The sequence below is a fragment of the Halobacillus sp. A1-3 genome (assembly GCF_050971765.1).
Lineage (GTDB): Bacteria > Bacillota > Bacilli > Bacillales > Halobacillaceae > Halobacillus > Halobacillus mangrovi_B.
In genome coordinates, this window is record NZ_JBPCEO010000003.1 from 347,383 (window position 1) to 364,722 (window position 17,340).

20 protein-coding genes and 1 tRNA gene are annotated in these 17,340 nt (G+C 42.9%); 11 read left to right on the top strand and 10 right to left on the bottom strand.

Annotated elements, in window-relative coordinates; translation table 11 throughout:
* Window positions 1-103: 103 nt before the first annotated feature.
* The 8 genes from ACRYKC_RS07190 to sigY all read right to left on the bottom strand — a co-directional run bounded on the left by ACRYKC_RS07190 (window position 104) and on the right by sigY (window position 4,456).
* On the bottom strand, window positions 104-874 hold the full coding sequence (locus ACRYKC_RS07190) for an SDR family NAD(P)-dependent oxidoreductase (RefSeq protein WP_433806056.1): 771 nt from the start codon (window positions 872-874) through the stop codon (window positions 104-106).
* Between the two features lie 100 nt (window positions 875-974).
* On the bottom strand, window positions 975-1,748 hold the full coding sequence (locus ACRYKC_RS07195; RefSeq protein WP_433806057.1) for an ABC transporter permease: 774 nt from the start codon (window positions 1,746-1,748) through the stop codon (window positions 975-977).
* Window positions 1,726-2,646, bottom strand: a complete 921-nt coding sequence (locus tag ACRYKC_RS07200) for an ABC transporter ATP-binding protein (RefSeq protein ID WP_433806058.1) — start codon at window positions 2,644-2,646, stop codon at window positions 1,726-1,728. The genes ACRYKC_RS07195 and ACRYKC_RS07200 overlap by 23 nt, the downstream gene beginning before the upstream one ends.
* Window positions 2,643-2,864 carry a PLD nuclease N-terminal domain-containing protein gene (locus ACRYKC_RS07205; RefSeq protein ID WP_433806059.1) on the bottom strand — a complete coding sequence of 74 codons (222 nt, stop codon included), beginning with the start codon at window positions 2,862-2,864 and terminating at the stop codon, window positions 2,643-2,645. Before ACRYKC_RS07205 ends, ACRYKC_RS07200 begins: the two co-directional genes overlap by 4 nt.
* A gap of 38 nt (window positions 2,865-2,902) precedes the next feature.
* Window positions 2,903-3,226, bottom strand: a complete 324-nt coding sequence (locus ACRYKC_RS07210) for a YbjQ family protein (RefSeq protein WP_433806060.1) — start codon at window positions 3,224-3,226, stop codon at window positions 2,903-2,905.
* Window positions 3,207-3,401, bottom strand: a complete 195-nt coding sequence (locus ACRYKC_RS07215) for a hypothetical protein (RefSeq protein WP_433806061.1) — start codon at window positions 3,399-3,401, stop codon at window positions 3,207-3,209. Before ACRYKC_RS07215 ends, ACRYKC_RS07210 begins: the two co-directional genes overlap by 20 nt.
* 223 nt (window positions 3,402-3,624) lie before the next feature.
* Entirely contained in the window at window positions 3,625-3,945 is a 321-nt protein-coding gene (locus tag ACRYKC_RS07220; RefSeq protein WP_433806062.1) for a YxlC family protein, read from the bottom strand.
* The gene (sigY, locus tag ACRYKC_RS07225) at window positions 3,920-4,456 is read right to left on the bottom strand and encodes an RNA polymerase sigma factor SigY (protein ID WP_433806063.1); all 537 of its coding nucleotides are present in this window, start codon (window positions 4,454-4,456) and stop codon (window positions 3,920-3,922) included. The genes ACRYKC_RS07220 and sigY overlap by 26 nt, the downstream gene beginning before the upstream one ends.
* 354 nt (window positions 4,457-4,810) lie before the next feature.
* Between sigY and trpE the strand changes: the two genes are divergently transcribed.
* From trpE to ACRYKC_RS07275, 10 genes are all read left to right on the top strand, one after another.
* Window positions 4,811-6,319, top strand: coding sequence for an anthranilate synthase component I (trpE, locus tag ACRYKC_RS07230; protein ID WP_433806064.1), 1,509 nt, complete (start codon window positions 4,811-4,813; stop codon window positions 6,317-6,319).
* A complete protein-coding gene (gene trpD, locus ACRYKC_RS07235; RefSeq protein ID WP_433806065.1) occupies window positions 6,316-7,338 on the top strand; it encodes an anthranilate phosphoribosyltransferase in 1,023 nt (340 codons plus the stop codon). The genes trpE and trpD overlap by 4 nt, the downstream gene beginning before the upstream one ends.
* Window positions 7,331-8,092 carry an indole-3-glycerol phosphate synthase TrpC gene (trpC, locus tag ACRYKC_RS07240; RefSeq protein ID WP_433806066.1) on the top strand — a complete coding sequence of 254 codons (762 nt, stop codon included), beginning with the start codon at window positions 7,331-7,333 and terminating at the stop codon, window positions 8,090-8,092. The genes trpD and trpC overlap by 8 nt, the downstream gene beginning before the upstream one ends.
* Window positions 8,092-8,754 carry a phosphoribosylanthranilate isomerase gene (locus ACRYKC_RS07245; protein WP_433806067.1) on the top strand — a complete coding sequence of 221 codons (663 nt, stop codon included), beginning with the start codon at window positions 8,092-8,094 and terminating at the stop codon, window positions 8,752-8,754. Before trpC ends, ACRYKC_RS07245 begins: the two co-directional genes overlap by 1 nt.
* Window positions 8,729-9,922 (top strand): tryptophan synthase subunit beta, encoded by a 1,194-nt coding sequence (gene trpB, locus ACRYKC_RS07250; protein ID WP_433806068.1) that lies wholly within the window; start codon window positions 8,729-8,731, stop codon window positions 9,920-9,922. Before ACRYKC_RS07245 ends, trpB begins: the two co-directional genes overlap by 26 nt.
* 1 nt (window position 9,923) lies before the next feature.
* The gene (gene trpA, locus ACRYKC_RS07255) at window positions 9,924-10,727 is read left to right on the top strand and encodes a tryptophan synthase subunit alpha (protein ID WP_433806069.1); all 804 of its coding nucleotides are present in this window, start codon (window positions 9,924-9,926) and stop codon (window positions 10,725-10,727) included.
* Window positions 10,728-10,758: 31 nt separating this feature from the next.
* Window positions 10,759-11,340, top strand: coding sequence for an anthranilate synthase component II (locus ACRYKC_RS07260; RefSeq protein ID WP_085030772.1), 582 nt, complete (start codon window positions 10,759-10,761; stop codon window positions 11,338-11,340).
* Window positions 11,341-11,699: 359 nt separating this feature from the next.
* Window positions 11,700-13,112, top strand: coding sequence for a sodium:solute symporter family protein (locus ACRYKC_RS07265; protein ID WP_433806188.1), 1,413 nt, complete (start codon window positions 11,700-11,702; stop codon window positions 13,110-13,112).
* A gap of 189 nt (window positions 13,113-13,301) precedes the next feature.
* Window positions 13,302-14,252, top strand: a complete 951-nt coding sequence (locus ACRYKC_RS07270) for a hypothetical protein (protein WP_433806070.1) — start codon at window positions 13,302-13,304, stop codon at window positions 14,250-14,252.
* Between the two features lie 47 nt (window positions 14,253-14,299).
* Window positions 14,300-15,247 carry a hypothetical protein gene (locus ACRYKC_RS07275; RefSeq protein ID WP_433806071.1) on the top strand — a complete coding sequence of 316 codons (948 nt, stop codon included), beginning with the start codon at window positions 14,300-14,302 and terminating at the stop codon, window positions 15,245-15,247.
* Window positions 15,248-15,459: 212 nt separating this feature from the next.
* Here the strand turns inward: ACRYKC_RS07275 and ACRYKC_RS07280 are convergent, their stop codons facing one another.
* Window positions 15,460-15,801 (bottom strand): YflT domain-containing protein, encoded by a 342-nt coding sequence (locus ACRYKC_RS07280; RefSeq protein WP_433806072.1) that lies wholly within the window; start codon window positions 15,799-15,801, stop codon window positions 15,460-15,462.
* Between the two features lie 164 nt (window positions 15,802-15,965).
* Here ACRYKC_RS07280 and ACRYKC_RS07285 point away from each other — a divergent pair.
* A tRNA-Ala gene (locus ACRYKC_RS07285) sits at window positions 15,966-16,038 on the top strand.
* Window positions 16,039-16,095: 57 nt separating this feature from the next.
* Here ACRYKC_RS07285 and ACRYKC_RS07290 read toward each other — a convergent pair.
* Window positions 16,096-17,331 (bottom strand): tyrosine-type recombinase/integrase, encoded by a 1,236-nt coding sequence (locus ACRYKC_RS07290; RefSeq protein WP_433806073.1) that lies wholly within the window; start codon window positions 17,329-17,331, stop codon window positions 16,096-16,098.
* Window positions 17,332-17,340: the final 9 nt, after the last annotated feature.

Below are 17,340 nucleotides of genomic sequence, written 5' to 3' on the forward strand. Positions count from 1 at the left end.
CTCCCCCTAAATAGTCGAATCTGACTAAAGTACCGTTTCCAATTACTCCTATTGTAAATAAAAAAGAGCAGACTTGGAAGCCTGCTCTGGAAAAAATATAGGATTATTGATCGACATAATGCGCTAGCTTTGCGGAAACAGATCGAGGGAAGAGCTTCGATGCATAGGCCATTGATTGGTTCGCTGCTCCAGGAATGACCACGCGCTTTCCTTTTACAAAGCCAAGGAAGCCTGCTTTCGCTACTTGTTTGGGTGACATGGTACTGTTGACGAGTTTTGTATGTTCCGCTTGTGCGGTTTTGAAGAAATTTGTATCTGTAGCTCCTGGGCATAAAGTTGAGATAGTGATCCCTGTCCCGCGCAGTTCTTCGACGAGCGCTTCAGAAAATGAAAGCACGTATGCTTTAGATGCATAATAAACGGCCATTTTCGGGCCTGGCTGGAAGGCGGCCGTACTTGCAACGTTGAGGACGCCTTTTGGTATGTCATAGAGGGGAGCCGCTTTAATATCTTGCAGGAAGTAGTGGGTCAGCTCAGTAAGCGCGTTGACGTTCACCTGAAGCATTTTTTGCTGGTCGAGCAGTGGAAGCTCATCGAACTGCCCGTTCAAGCCGAACCCAGCATTGTTGACTAACACCTCGACAGTCAAGTCTAATTCTTTTACTTTGTTGTACAGCACTTCTGCTGCACCTGGTTCAGATAAGTCCTGTGGAATAACCGTAACGGTATGTCCGTCCAATTCTTCTTGAAGCTGAATAAGTTTATCCTCTGAACGTGCAACGATAATTAAGTTATAACCTGCTTTTGCAAATAGATGGGCGAATTCGTAGCCGATTCCGCCTGAAGCCCCTGTAATTAGAGCCGTTGGTTTCATCACAATCTCTCCTTTGACGAGTATTTAACTATTCTCTAGTCTATCCCCTCTTTTAGAAATAACAAATCTTCCGCCTGTAAAAAGGGGAAGATTGTAATAGTTAGGCGATTTCTTTTCTTTTTAATGTAAAGGCAGCACTAACGAGCAATAGAATCATTAAGCCAATAGTAACCGTTAATGTCCCCCACAGTTCATTGGGAGTGTTTCCTGTCGTGACCATCGCTCTTAAGTAAGTACTGATCATGGCAGGGCTCCATTCAACCAAATGCGAGAACGCACTGCTTAAGGTTGAAAGGATAATCAGCGTTGCCATTGTGTAGAACAGCACAAGCCCCGGTGATTTCGTCAGTGCATTCATAAAGATACTAATGGTCAAAAGGAAGGCAAGCCAAATGCCAAAAAGTCCAAAAGTACTGGTCAAATCGGCGAACGACACGTCTCCGAATAATAAATTTACATAATACCAGCTTGCTAAAAGCCCGAACAAAAGTGCGACAAGCACAAGCAGGACATAAGCGGTCCATTTGGCTGTTACGTAAGAGAAATAGGAGACTGGCTTCACAAGAATAAGTTCTGCTACACCGCTTTTCCTTTCCCCGGCGATTGTTCCCATAGAAATTAAAGCAATGACAAGCACACCGAGCATATTCAGTTGAGAAATACTCATCAGAAACACTTGATTAGGAGGAGGAGTTGGAATATCAATCGTCGCTCCTTCCGGAAGTCCGCCTGTCGATTCTAGAATTTGCGGCAGGTAATAGGTGGACAGCGGATCAATAATAGACAATAGAATGAAAACTAATGGTACCCAGATCCATTTAAAATTTCTCCATGATTCCAGAAGTTCTTTTCTAAATAGAGTCATCCATTGCATCCGTATGCACCACCTTCATGAATAAGTCTTCAAGCGTCGTCTGACCGATTTCGAAATGTTGAAGCGGCCACTTGTGCTGGCTTGCTAAAGATAAGATCTCATCCCGTGCAGCTTCGGTATCCGTCACATATAAGTGAATCATCTGTTTATGTGTTTCAGAACGTGTGACAAAATTAAGCGCCTCAAGCTCTTTTTTATAAACCTCTGTCTGTTCAGAAAATCGCACAGAAACTTTATCCACCTGATGTTTGTTTTTTACCTTTTCAAGCGTTCCCGACTCAACGATACGACCCTTATGCATAAGAAGAATTTCATCGCTAGCTTCTTCGGCATCACTGAGGATATGCGTCGAGTAGAGAATCGTTGTTTCGTGCTTTAACTCTTCCATCAAGTCGAGTACATCCCGGCGTCCTATAGGGTCAAGAGCAGAGACTGGCTCATCGAGCATCAATAGCTTAGGGTTATGAATTAGGGCCTGGGCGATGCCTAACCGCTGCTTCATGCCTCCGGAATATTTTCCGATTCGTCTATTTTTCGCATCGGCAATGCCGACACGTTTTAAGAGCTCTTCGGAACGTACGGCAGCATCCTTCGTTGAAAGGTGAGCAAGTCTGCCGACATACATGAGAAATTCTTTTCCTGTCATCCATGAATGAAAGTGTGGATGCTGAGGCAAGTAGCCGATATGGACACGTATATCGTTAACCTTCGAATCCTGAAGCGCTACTTTCCCTTTAGAAGGAGAGATGAGACCTGCCATCATCCGCAGCGTCGTCGTTTTACCTGCTCCATTCGGTCCGAGCAGTGCGATACATTTCCCTTTTTCTAAGGAGAAAGAAACATCATCGACAGCAGGCTTTTTATCGTAGGTTTTTGTGAGATTAGTGACAGAAATCATGCATCAAGTCTCCTTCCAAAAATGAAGTAAGCGATAGGACCGAGAATGTTAAAGAATAAAATGATAAGTACCCACATCCATTTCGGTCCATTCGTTTCGTCTGCTTTCACCAGGCTTATGATCGCTGTCACCAAAAGAATCAATTGAATGATAAACAGCGGGGCCAAAATAGCGATGTTATCTTGCAGCACCTGAATGATATTTTGAGTCATTAGCATGATAGATCCCTCCTCTCAGATAGATTTATAGAGTTAATTCAATCCTTTTTCTCTAGAGTAACCGCTGTGCCGTAAGCGATGATCTCTGAAGCTGCACTCGTTACACTTGAAGTTTCAAGTCGTACGGTTATAATCGCGTCTGCCCCTTTTTCCTCTGCATGCTGAATCATTCGGCCGATCGCTTGCTGTCTGGCTTCATCCATCATCTTCGTATAATCTTTGATTTCACCGCCGACGACATTTTTCAGTCCAGCTAAAATATCTCTTCCGATATTCTTCGACTGAACGGTACTTCCTCTAACAAATCCTTTCAGCTCTTTCACTTCAAAACCTGGAACAAAATCAGTAGTCACGATAATCATTTTCTAATTCCTCCAATTTTTCCTGTCGTCTTTCACGAATTAAATAAATTAAAATGATGGCCAGAAATACATACGAACAGAGTAAGAGAATGAGCCCTGGCCATAGATAAAAGAATATTAATACATAAGCGGTAAGCTGGCTTAGAATAGCGAGAAACAGAAGCAGCATCTTCATGAGGGACGACCCTCCTCTTTAGATCGGTCTTTCCAGGCAGTTTTAAGCAATATCCAAAATACAATACTTGGTACAGGGAATTGGATTAAACCAACGATTCCCCAGAGCCACGGAACTTTTCCTATTTTTCTAGCTTTTATAAATAAAATAGAACTCTGAGTGAGTAAAATGAGTGCAATAAGGATGATGCCCCAAAAGGGGATCTCTTCCGGTCCGTAATGGATCATTGTTTCCACGCCACCATTCTTGAACTTTCTTTAACAAAATATCCACCTAAAATAACGATGGATAAAATTTGGATCACTACGAATAAAAGAGGAGCGTAGACTACCGTAATCGCGAGCACACTCAAGCAAAGAAGAGCGATAATCCATAAGCAAGCTAATTCAATCCAGAGCCTTCGGTACCGGGCTTCTGTTTGCTGCTGTACCATCTGTTCAAAAAATTCCGTTGAAGGTTCATCTACATGGAGGTTTTCATCTGTATGAAGAGAGGCTTCGTTCAGCAATTGTTCCATATCATCCGTTTTCTTGTTTTCGGTCATGAGAGTAGAGCTCCTTCCTAAGTTTTTCTAGTCCGTAATGGACACGGGACTTTACTGTGCCCGCTTTTACTTTCGTCATCTTGGCGATCTCTTCATAATCATATCCATAGTAGTGCTTCAACAGGATGGGAATCCGATGATCATCTTCTAATTTCCATAAAGCTTCCTGAACGTCATACCATTCATCTGGGAGAGAGGCTGATATCGGTTCATGCATCAATCGAGCTTTTTCCTTATTCTCATAAGACTGCCTGCGTTTTAGCTGCCTTTTTGTATCCAAGTAAGTGTAGGTAGCGATTTGGATTAGCCAAGTTGAAAAGCTCGATTTCCCTCTGTATTGATGAATTTTTTGAATCGCTTTGACCAAGGCTTCCTGGGTAACGTCATAAGCCACTTGTTCATCGCCGCTCAATTTCCACATATATTTCACAATGAAGCTGTAGTGCTCTTTCAAAAGCTGTGCTAAAGCCTCTTGATCCCCTTGTTTTGCACGCTTGATAATTGAATCCATGATCAATCCTCTTTTCCGACCTATCTATAAGACGTATGACCAAACCAATCCGTTCAAAGAAATTTAACTTTTTTTCAGCATTCCCTCACCTAACCGTGAGTACTCTGCATACATTAATCCGGACTGTTGACATTATTGTCTGAATTTTATAGACTGTTAAAAAGTATTTCGATGAGATTAGCTGAGATGAGAATGAGAGAAGATGAGTTGAGGTTTTGGATGAGCTGAGCAGAGAGAGCATAGGAATCGCCGGACAAAAGGAGCCGTAAGCGATTGCCTGGCCGTTTTTTTCATCCTCCACTAGTTTACCCTCAACGTCTCATTCTCCATAAACTTATATGGAGAGGTGAGCCCATGACCACGTTTGAATCTTTTATAAATGATGCTTCTACGCATCGAACTATTCCTATTATTCAATCTTTTTACACGGATACCCTTACACCGATTCACATGTTTCACGCATTGAAAGAAGAAGCAGTCTATATGCTAGAAAGTCAGGATCCAGAATCGCCATGGTCCAATTATTCATTTATCGGACTAGACCCGATGATGGAAATTAAAGAGCAAGGGTCTTCCTTCGTTGTTTCAGATTTTAATGAGGATCGCGAAGAAAGAGCGAGAACGTTTAAAGAAGCGTTTAACAAAGTCGTTGATCAGCTGGATGTAAAGATCCCTGATATTCCGCTTCCTTTTACAGGCGGAGGTGTCGGCTACATCAGCTATGACGCCATATCTGATTATGAGCCTGTACCAGAAGCGATCGAAGATGATTTGAACTTATCAAACTATCATCTATTATTTTGTAAGACGTTGATTGCTTACCATCATAGAACGAAAGAAACGACAATCCTTTCTTTTTCAAGACTCGATGAGCACTCTACAAAAGAAGAAGCCTACGATGCGGCCAAACGGCGAATCAAGGCGGTTCAGCATCGCTTGATGAATCACCATGGACTAACGGATTTGATGCTGACTGAAGACGTGCCTGATGAGAAGGACCTAGTGCTCGACAGTAATTACGAACATGTACAGTTCAAAAAAGACGTAGACAAGATCAAGGAGTATATTCTTGCCGGTGATATTTTTCAGGCCGTTTTGTCTCAACGTTTTCATACAGAAACGAAGCGGAGTGGCTTCGAACTCTACCGTGTATTAAGAAAAGTCAACCCATCCCCTTATATGTTTTATTTAAAAATGAATGAATTAGAAGTCATCGGCAGCTCTCCTGAGCGATTACTCGAAGTGCGCAACGGCAAGCTTGAAATCCATCCCATAGCAGGAACGAGAAAGCGTGGCGAAACGCCGGAAAAGGATGATGCATTAGCCGAAGAACTTTTATCCGATGAAAAAGAACTGGCCGAACACCGGATGCTTGTCGACCTTGCCAGAAATGATATTGGCCGGGTAGCTGAATATGGAACGGTCGATGTCAGCGAATATTTGACCATTGGGCGTTTTTCCAAAGTGATGCACATTATCAGTAAGGTGACCGGAGATTTGAAACAAGATATTTCTCCAATCGACGCACTGATTTCAGCTTTTCCAGCCGGTACGTTATCTGGAGCGCCTAAGGTAAGAGCGATGCAGATTTTGAGAGAATTAGAACCGACACCGCGAAACCTTTATGGCGGCGGCATTTTATACTTAGGATTTGATGGCAATATCGACTCCTGTATTACGATCCGGACGATGACATTGATAAACGAGCACCTTTATATTCAGGCAGGCGCTGGTGTTGTCGCTGATTCTGACCCGGAAGCTGAGTATCAAGAAACGTTAAATAAAGCGAGTGCCCTTAAACGAACGATCCAGTTAGCTGAGCATGTTTTTGAGACGAGTAGAGAAGGAGTGGAGAGTAAATGAAAGAATTATTGAGCAGAGTTGTAGCTGGAGAAACCTTAAACGAGACAGACGCTTTTGCAACCATGGACCAGATTATGAATGGCAACATGACGACAGGTCAGTTGATGAGCATGTTGAGCATTATGCGCTACCGCGGTGAAACGGTTGAGGAAATGACCGGATTTGTCCGTGCGATGAGAGAGAACATGACCAAGATTGACACTGATGAAGAAGATCTCGTGGATACCTGTGGAACAGGAGGAGACGGAGCGTCCACCTTTAATATTTCTACAGCGGTTTCGATCGTACTTGCAAGTATGGGTGTGAAAATAGCAAAGCACGGAAATCGTAAAGTATCTTCAAAGAGCGGAAGTGCTGACGTACTGGAAACACTCGGAATTCCTATTGACAGTACTCCAGAACAAGGTGCGAAGGCCATTGCTGATAAAGGCATGACGTTTATGTTCGCTCCGATCTATCACCAGGCGATGAAGCATGCTGGACCAGCGAGACAGGAATTAGGCTTCCGTACCGTGTTTAATCTCTTAGGGCCAATGTCCAACCCTGCGAATGCCAAACGCCAGCTGCTAGGAATCTATGATACGTCGCACGCTGAGAAAATGGCAGAGACGCTTCACAAACTAGGATCAAAACACGTCTTGCTTGCCACTGGACGCGATGGTCTTGATGAAATCACGGTCACAGGAGCGACTGATATCGTTGAGCTTAAAGACGGTGAGATTACGAGATTCACAATCACTCCAGAAGACTTTGGTCTAGAGAGAGGCAGCCTGGAAGATATTCAAATCAGCAAGACAGAAGAAAGTGCTGCCATGATTTACAACGTTCTCTCCGGTCAGGCGAATGAAAGTGCGATGACAATTGTTACGTTGAATGCTGCTGCAGGCCTTTATGTAGCAGGAAAAGTGGAGGACCTTAGCGAAGGAGTATATCAGGTGCAAAAAGCCATTCAGACGGGAGTGACTTTTGCTTACTTCGAATCCATTGCTGTTGAAAAGGAGAATCGCCAATATGCTTGAAACCATACTAGCTGTGAAGAAACAAGAAATCGATCGTCTGTTTCTTCCAGAAGAACAAACATTCAAACATCATTCATTATATCAATCGTTGAAAAACTCCCCCTTCGAGGCGGGACTGATTGCAGAAGTGAAAAAAGCTTCTCCATCGAAAGGGATTATTAGAGAGGATTTCAACCCTGTCCGGATCGCACACGATTACAATGAGGCAGGGGTGCAGGCCATTTCTGTTTTAACGGATCAGCACTTTTTCCAAGGACATCGTGACTTTCTGACAAACATCAAGCAGGTCGTCGATGTTCCTGTCTTACGAAAAGACTTCATTATTGATTCCATCCAAGTGGCAGAAAGCGCCTATATCGGTGCTGATGCCATTTTGCTTATTGGAGAAGCTCTTGAAGCCCACCAACTGCATGAATTGTATTTGCAGGCGCAGGAGCTTGGAATGGAAGCTTTAGTTGAAGTGCACAGCGAAGAAACGCTGGAAAAAGTATTAGCTCAGTTCACCCCGGAAATCCTCGGAATTAATAACCGGAATCTTCATACGTTTGAAACAAAGCTTTCCCAGACAGAGAGGATGGCAAAGCTTTCGCCAAAAGAGTCTCTGCTTGTTTCAGAAAGCGGCGTATTCACTTATGAGGATCTACAGGAGGTTGTCGGGTACGGAGCAGAAGCGGTGCTTGTTGGAGAATCATTAATGAGACAGCAAAACATCAAACAAGGCGTGCACAATTTGATGAAGGGAGAAAATGCCTGATGAGAGAGCCGTTAGTCAAATTTTGTGGAAACCGATCCCTTTCAGATGTCGCAAAAACATCTTCCTCAGATGCGACTCATCTAGGCTTTATCTTCGTAAGAAAAACGAAACGATATGTACGCCCAGAGCTAGTAGGCCGCTGGGTCAAGCAGATTCGACCAAAACAAAAACTCGTTGGAGTATTTGTAGAGCCCCGGATGGATGTCATCGAAGAAGTACTTCATTTTGTTGATTTGGATGTGATACAGCTTCATGGAAATGAGACCGTTTCCGATTTACTGAAAATCAAGGAAGCGACAGGATTGCCTGTTTGGAAGGTGATCCACCATCAAAATGAAGGGCGAAAACAGATGGATCTTTTCCAGGGAGTTGCCGATGGATACGTGATCGATTCCAAAGTGAAAGGAGCACACGGTGGGACCGGTGTTCGTTTTGACTGGGAAGCGGTACCTGAATACAGGGATTTAGCGATAGAGCAAGGTGTACCCTGCTTAATTGCCGGAGGAATCAATCCGGATAACGTTGGAGAATTGTTAGCCTATAGACCAGATGGCATCGATCTATCCAGCGGAATTGAAGAAAATGAACAGAAAGATCTCAGCAAGGTTCAAACAATCATGAAAGAGGTGGAACAAAATGTTGCAAGTTTTTCCAGACATTAAAGGCCGGTTCGGAGATTTTGGCGGGAAGTACGTCCCGGAAACGTTGATGGGGCCGCTGCAGGAGCTCGAAGCAGCACTTGACGAAGCGATGGAGGATCCAGCGTTCATCGAAGAATATCACCACGTATTAAAAGAGTATGCCGGCCGACCAACCGCCCTTTCTTATGCAAATAAAATCAGTGAGCATCTCGGTGGTGCAAAAATCTATCTGAAGCGAGAGGATTTGAATCACACAGGTGCCCATAAATTGAACAACGCGATCGGACAGGCGTTATTGGCGAAGCGCATGGGTAAACAAAAAATCATCGCAGAAACTGGTGCCGGACAGCACGGGGTAGCCTCTGCTACGGTAGCAGCGAAATTCGGACTAGAATGTAAAGTGTTCATGGGAGAAGAAGACATTCGACGTCAGGAACTGAACGTCTTCCGCATGAAGCTGTTAGGTGCTGAAGTGGTTTCTGTTTCAAGTGGAAATGGAACATTGAAGGATGCCACTAACGAAGCGATCCGCTATTGGGTAGCGAATTGTGAAGACCATTTCTATTTAATCGGTTCAGTTGTCGGACCCCATCCGTATCCTCGTATGGTCCGTGATTTCCAGCGGGTAATCGGCGACGAGTCCAAAGAACAGTTCCTAGAAGTAGAACCGAAGCTTCCGGATCGCATTTACGCCTGCGTTGGCGGCGGAAGTAATGCGATGGGCATGTTTTATCCATTTTTAGAAGATGAAGCAGAGCTCGTAGGTGTCGAAGCAGCTGGAAAAGGAATCGATACACCTGAACATGCTGCGACCTTATCAAAAGGAACACCGGGGGTCATTCACGGATCCTTGACGTATTTGATGCAGGATGAGAATGGACAAATTACTGAACCTTATTCGATCTCAGCAGGATTGGACTACCCTGGCATCGGACCTGAGCATGCGCATCTTTTCCAATCCCGTCGGGTCCGCTATGAAGCGATCACCGATCAAGAAGCATTAGATGCTCTTAAACTATTAACAGAAACAGAAGGCATTATTCCAGCAATCGAAAGTGCCCACGCGCTTGCACAGGCCTTCAAGGAAGCTGGCGATATGTCGTCTGACCAAACGATCCTGATTAACTTATCTGGCCGTGGTGACAAGGATATGGCTACATTGATGGATCATTTCCAGGAGGAGGTATAACATGCTCACAAAAACTTCATTCCAAGGGAAACTGACAAAAACAGAGAACTTGTTCATCCCATTTGTCGTTGCCGGTGATCCGACTCCAGAAATGACCATCCAATATGCCCTTCGCCTTCAGAAAGAGGGAGCCGATATCCTTGAGCTTGGCGTGCCCTACTCGGATCCATTAGCAGACGGCCCGACGATTCAGAGAGCAGCCAAGCGCGCATTGAATGCTGGAATGTCATTGAGAAAAGCGATCCAGCTTGTTCCAGAGCTCAGGAAAAATGGTGTTGAAATTCCTGTTGTGATTTTTACGTATTATAATCCTGTTTTGCAGCTCGGACATGAGCACTTTTTCGAGCTGTTAGAAGAAAACGGAGCAGAGGGTGTATTGATTCCTGACCTTCCTTACGAAGAGAGTGAAGAAGTACGAGCTCTAGCAGAAGAAAAAGGAATCGAGTTCATTTCCCTTGTAGCCCCGAACTCTGATGTTAGAATTAAGCAGATCGCTGAGCATGCGAGAGGTTTTCTCTATTGTGTATCTACTTTAGGCGTAACCGGAGAACGCTCTGGTGAAATGTCAGCGGACTCGCTTTCCTTCATTAAAAAAGTGAAAGAACACAGCCCTGTTCCCGTAGCCGTCGGATTTGGAGTTTCGTCTAATGATGATGTAAAGCTAGTCCGCGAACATGCCGATGGAGTGATTATTGGAAGTAAAATCATCCGCTTAATTGAAGACGGATTAGAAAAAGTCCAGCAAGGAAACGAAAACGAAGCCTTAGAGGATTTTTCAGCTGGCATACATGAACTCGTAAAGTAAGACAGCAAGAGCAGAGAGGAGTAGAGCAGAGATGATTTATATGATCGACCATTATGATTCGTTTACGTACAACCTTGTCCAGTATTTAGGTGAACTTGGTGAGGAAGTGATTGTCAGACGAAACGATAAAGTCGAGTTAGCAGAGATTGACGAGTTAAAGCCTGATTTAATTTTTCTATCCCCGGGTCCATGTTCCCCTGATGAAACAGGGGTGACCTTAGAAGTTATAGAAAGGTATAAAGATAAAATCCCCATGTTCGGGGTCTGCCTTGGCCACCAGGCGATTGCCCAGGTTTTTGGTGGCAATGTCGTTCGAGCAGACCGGTTGATGCACGGGAAATCCTCCAACATCTTTCATGATGGAAGTGGCATTTATAAAGGGTTGAACAATCCGATGGAAGCGATGCGCTATCATTCTCTAATTGTAGACCTCCCTGGATTGCCGGACTGTTTTGAAGTGACAGCCGCTACAGTAGAAGGAGAAATCATGGGGATCCGTCACCTGGAGTATCCTATCGAAGGAGTCCAATTTCACCCAGAATCCATTGGGACCAATGATGGCAAGCTGCTTTTGAAAAATGTGATTCAAAGTCGTATGAAAGCTATTTTATAGACAGAGAGCTGGTATCTTTTTTGGAGATACCGGCTCTTTGTTTGTGGGCATAAAGAACTAATTTCACTATAAAATTCTGGCACAGATTCGTCGATTTATTAGAAATTTCATAAGAATAAAGCAATTTTTGGATCATCTGACGTTATCGCTTTCATGAATGGTTGTAAAAATGTGCCAACAAGGAAAAACGGCTCTAAATGCCTCATTTTGCCCATGGTTTAGCCATTTTTACAAATGTGGAAAGTGTGATAGATTAGGTAGCGTTGTGTTCAGAGGACAGATACATATCGGCCGGTGTGAAACGATTCACCTCAACTAAGAACCAGCGTACTAATCGATCAGGAGATGATTCAGTAGTTATGGAACTGCAACAAGATCCAACTCTTTTATGGTTTATGGCCATTTATGCAATAGTAATGATTGGAATCGGCGTATTTATGTCGAAGAAAGTAGCCGGAAGTGAAGATTTCGTTTTAGCCGGTAAAAGCTTAGGTCCTTTCGTATTGATGGGAACACTATTAGCTACATGGACAGGAAGCGGAAGTATTTCAGGCGGAGAGACCTCTATGGCCTTCAGTTATGGAATTCTGCCATCCTTTATGATGATGCTCCCAACGTTAGTCGGTATTATCATTCTTTATGTCATTGCACCTAAAATCCGTGAACAAGGGAAATTTACTGTTGCCGGAATTTTAGAAGCAAAATACGGTCGCACAGCCCGTAACCTTGCGAGTGTCATTATAATCCTAGCTTATGTAGGAATCGTATCATATCAAATGAAAGGCTTCGGCTTTATTCTTAACTTAACGACAGGCATGTCTGTTGCTGCCGGAACGATGATCGGAGCAGGGATGATCATTTTCCTGGCGATGATCGGTGGACTGCGTTCTGTATCCCAGACCGATGCCATCAGTGGATTTTTAATGGTTGGAGGATTAATCATTACCGTTCCGACGATCTTCATCGTCGCTGGAGGATGGAGTGAAATCGTCGCAAATGTACCCGAGTCACACATGAGTGCAACTGGCGGGCTAACGACGATTCAAATGATCGGTTATCTATTGCCGTCTCTATTCTTGCTTTTAGGTGACCAAAACATGTATCAGCGTCTTGCTTCATCTAAAGGGAACAAAGCAGCTAAACGCGCTCAACTAGGATGGTTGATTGCGATGATCGTTATTTCTCCATCCATTTCATTGATCGCATTTGCATCCCGTTCTCTATTCCCTGACATCGATCCTGGAATGGCCCTTATGGCGACTACGGTAGCGATGCCTGTAGCCATTGGAGGTATTTTGCTGGCGGCAGCTGCTTCCTTCATCATTACAACAGGAAACTCGTATCTGTTATCAGCAGCTACAAACTTAACGTATGACCTATATAAAAATTACGTAGATAAAGATGCTTCAGATAAAAAACTTCTAGGCATGACGCGTATCTTTATCGTTGTCCTAGGACTGCTGGCCTTTGTCATTATCAGCTACTTCCCAACAGTATTAAGTGTACAAATGTATGCTTATACGGTTTACGGAGCAGGTCTGACGCCAGCTGTGCTCGCTGTCTTCTTCTGGAAGCGTGTCAACGTTATTGGCGGTGTAAGCTCCATGGTTGCCGGTGTAGTAGCTACCCTTACTTGGGAAGTTCTTCTACAAAAACCATTTGAAGTGAACAGTGTTGTTGTCGCAGTACCGGTTGCTGTCATTGTGTTGATTGTTGGAACTCTATTAACGACAAACAACTATCAATCTCGTGAAGCGACTTCTAATGCATAATAGAATATGAGCAAATGAAGCTTCTCTGTCCAAACGGGCAGAGAAGTTTTTTATTAATGGTAAAAATAGGGTGGGGTGTAATTCTAATTGATCATTATTTAGGAATTTGTCGAAAAACGGTCAAAAAAATTGTCGAAAAACTTAATGAGTATAAATAGAAATGAAAACGCTTGAAAGGAGGTGAAACCTTTGAACCTTCGAACCGTTATGGCAAGTATTGCTTTTCTTATCGTGCTAACGGCTGTTCCTTTTGCTGTTTCTGCTGAGAAAGAGAATGAGACAAAAGGAGAGGGAGAACAAACTTCTGAAGCCCATCGCCCAGAGGATGCGGGAGCTGTGGGTAATGAGAACTCACAAAATAGGACTTCGCTGAGTGACCAGGAAAAGGGTTCTACTCAAAGCGGAGAAGTGGATCAGGCGCAAAAGACGAAAGAGACGACTGCTTCTACAGAGCGGAAGAAGCCTGATCAATTGAATCAACCACCTGAACATTCCCAATCAGAACAGGCAGATGATCGTGGTCGGAGTTCCAAAGCTAATAAAAACATAAAGAGAGAAAACCAAAATAAACAGAAGCCTGACCCTTCTGGCGGTAATAGTCCTGAGCACTCTAAATCCGATAAAGGGAAGAAGTCTCATCTTAAGAAAAGTGAACCAGGCCAAAAGAGACATAAGCCAAAGCCGGCTGAAAAAGCCCAAGAGAAAGTTATACATAACAAACAAGAAGAACATTCATCAGGTGATTCATCTCAACAGATGAAGCGTAAATCAGACCAATCGGAATCTGAGCATCATGTTAATACAGTAGAAGATAGACCAGAGGCTGACAAAGAGAAGGATGTATTTAAACAATTCCTCAATCACTTGCCAAAGCCTAATCCTGCTGAGCAGCCGAATGAACCGCCTGTCCATGATGAAGGAATCCTGTTGTCCTCTTCTCAAACGTCACAAGGGAAGAATGGAAAGGATCGTCCATCATTTGATGGGAAGACTTTCTGGATTGTGGGGGACATTACTGGTCACTCCTCCAGCTCTGATTTACATCACGATATCCTGGGCACACGCAATAAGATGATGCGTACCCAGTGGATGAATGCTCCACCAGGGATGCCGCCAAAACATGCTTCTTTATTCTCATAAGAATCTAATTAAAAAATTCTAAATGAAATAAAGGAGCGAATTAAAAAATGAAACTAGTAAAAGGAAACCATTCTACAGTCATTAAAACGATCGTTACAGCAGGTGTTTTTTCCGTTGGATTATTTGCAGGGGGAAATGTAGCAGAAGCTGCGAAAGACAATTCCAACATGCCTGAAAAAGTCGTCGAAGTGAAAGAAGACACTCAAGAAAAAGTTATTAAACTAGACGAACCAGTAGTAGAACAAGACGAAGAAAAGAAAGACCTTAGCAACAAGGCACATTCAAAAGCCAGTGAAAACGCGAGTGAAAAAGCTCATGAAAATGCGTCAACTAACTCCGCTGTACACACATCTTCAGATTCAGAAGAAACCAAAGTAGAAAAAACAGAAGAACCTAAAGAAGCTGAAGTAAAAGAAGAAGCACCAGAAGTAGATGAGGATGCTGAAACTGCTAAAGAGAAAGGTCTAACTAAGAAAGCACACTCTAAAGCTAGCGAGAACGCAAGCGAAACAGCTAAAGAAAACGCAGCACCAAACTCTGCTGTTCACGCAACTGAAGATAAGGTAGAAGAAACTCAAGAAGAAGGTACTGAGGAAGAAACTACTGAAGCTGTCACAGAAGAAGGAACAGAAGAGGAATCTACTGAAGAAGCAGCCAAAGAAGAAGTACCTGAGCTTGAAGTAGTTGAAGAAGAATCTACTGAGCCTGAAGAAGATGAGGAATCAACAGATGAAGAGTCTACTGAGGTTGAAGTACGTGAAGAGGACGAAGAGTCCACTGACGTTGAAGCTGACGAAGATGAAGAAGAGGATCAAAACACTTCTTCTGAACTGAAAGCAGAAGCTAAGGCTAATGAAAAAGCAGACGAACAGGCGAAAGAACATGCAGATGAAGACTCTGCTGTAAATGTTGTTGTGACTGAAGAAGAATCCAATACAACAGACGAAGAAGAGGTTGAATTGGAGGTCAATGTAGAAGCTACTAAAGAAGACTAAGTCGTCTATTTGGAACTGAGGGGTAATCCCTCAGTTCTTTTTTTATGATTGGAGATTATAGGTGGACTTCCAACCAGAATCAATCGGGACGCTGGAAGGGAAGCAACTGATTAAGAACCTGCTGCAGTATATTAAAAACTGGTCTAATAAACAGAAGCGGAGAGGTCCATGGTTGTGACCACTCCGCCTTTTAAATAAGAATCATGTAATATTTAAAACTTGACATCTTCTTCATTTGTCACGACCAATAAGGTTTTTCCCTTCTCTAATTCTTTGTGCAGTTCCTTAGCCGTGGATTGTTCGAACCCAATCTCTTTCATCTTGGAAATCAACTTATCATCTTTACCACGGAAAATATTCTTTGTCGCTGTACCGAGACCAGTTTCGCTTACACCGATCTTATTGGCATCAGTTTGTCTTTTAGCACGTCTGACATGGTCATTGTCATGAGATAGAATGTAGATATTATCTTCATCTACACCGTGTCTTTTAATTCTGTCGATAGATTCACCCATTTGTTCGTCATCACCAAATACTTGATAGTTCGGTTGCATCGATACTGCCTCCTTTTAGAAAGAAGGTTTCCCCGGGGAGCAATAGCTCAAACAATGAAGAAAGTCCTGTTATCGAAAAAATTGGCAGGGTTTTGCATTTTTCTCTTGATATTAGAAGGAATATCGTTATATAATTTTTATTGTCGAGTTGAAATTTAAATCATGGGGCATTAGCTCAGCTGGGAGAGCGCTACACTGGCAGTGTAGAGGTCAGCGGTTCGAGCCCGCTATGCTCCACTAATAAAACCCTTGCAGCGCAAGGGTTTTTCTTATGTCTATGAAATGTTTAAGAAGCTATATTTTTCTTGTTGTTGACGATTTGTTGACGAATTTGTCAGAGGGGGCATATTTATCGAATTGACTTGCTGTTTGCTTTGCTCTCTTTTTTGATATATGTCCGTAGATATCTGAAGTGATTTTAGAGCTGGAATGCCTTGCTCTTCTCTGAATAGCAGGTAAGTTCACATCATCTTCTTCCATTAACAAAGCAACCATAGAGTGACGTAAATCATGGAGTCTGATTTTCTTTAAATTGTACTTCTTAATAATGCGCTTCCATTTAGTAGTAGGGGTTGTAAAATACAATGCTTTACCTGTGCCGTGGTGAAAAAGGTACTCGTGATTTCCACCCTCCCAGAAATCCATCATCTTCATTTTTTCTATCTTCCATTGTTTGTGATAATCCTTTAAAAGTTGCATATACCATTCCGGCATAACTACAGATGCTTTTGAGGATTTTGTTTTCGGATCCTTGATTATAGACTTCCCCTTATGGGTTCCTACAATGTTATTAACCACTTGAATTTCATTAGTATGGAAGTATATATGACTCCATTCTAGCGCAGTAAGCTCACCTCTTCTAAATCCACCAAAAAGAGCCCCTAAGTAATAAATTCTCCACATTAGAGGCTCTTTATTAAGTGCTTCAATTACATCTCCGAGATCATCACTACAATAATATTGCATTTCTTTTCTTTGGACTGAGGGTTTTCTAATTCCATCCATCGGATTATCTTTAATTATTTTCCACTCATAAGCCCTGGCGAAGACATTACGTAAAGCATCATAGAACTTTCGAATTGTATCGTCGGATAAATTACCTGGCTGTCCGTCTTTACGTTCTTTTTCTCCTGTACTCTTATCATCTAGAAATCTAATGATTTGAATGGTCTTTATGTCTCCAATTCTTTTTGAACCGAAAACAGGCAAGATGTGATTCCTTAGGCTGCTCATGTAATTTTTAACAACAGTAGGGGAGAGCTCCTTAATAGCGTAACGATCATACCATTCTTTTACGAAATCACTTAGTATATTTTTGTCGGGGGCTATATATTCTCCAGCTTCTACTTCTATCTGGAACTTTGCCAATTCCTTTTGTAAATAGTTTTCTAGTTTTCTAGTGGTTTTAAGTAAGGCTTTATCGTTTATCCTAATTGTTTTAGTTCTCTTTTTTCTTTTCCCTTTGGCATCATAACCAGCTTCCACTACTAATAAGAACGAGTTCTCACCACGTCTTTGATAACTTGCCACTCATTCCAC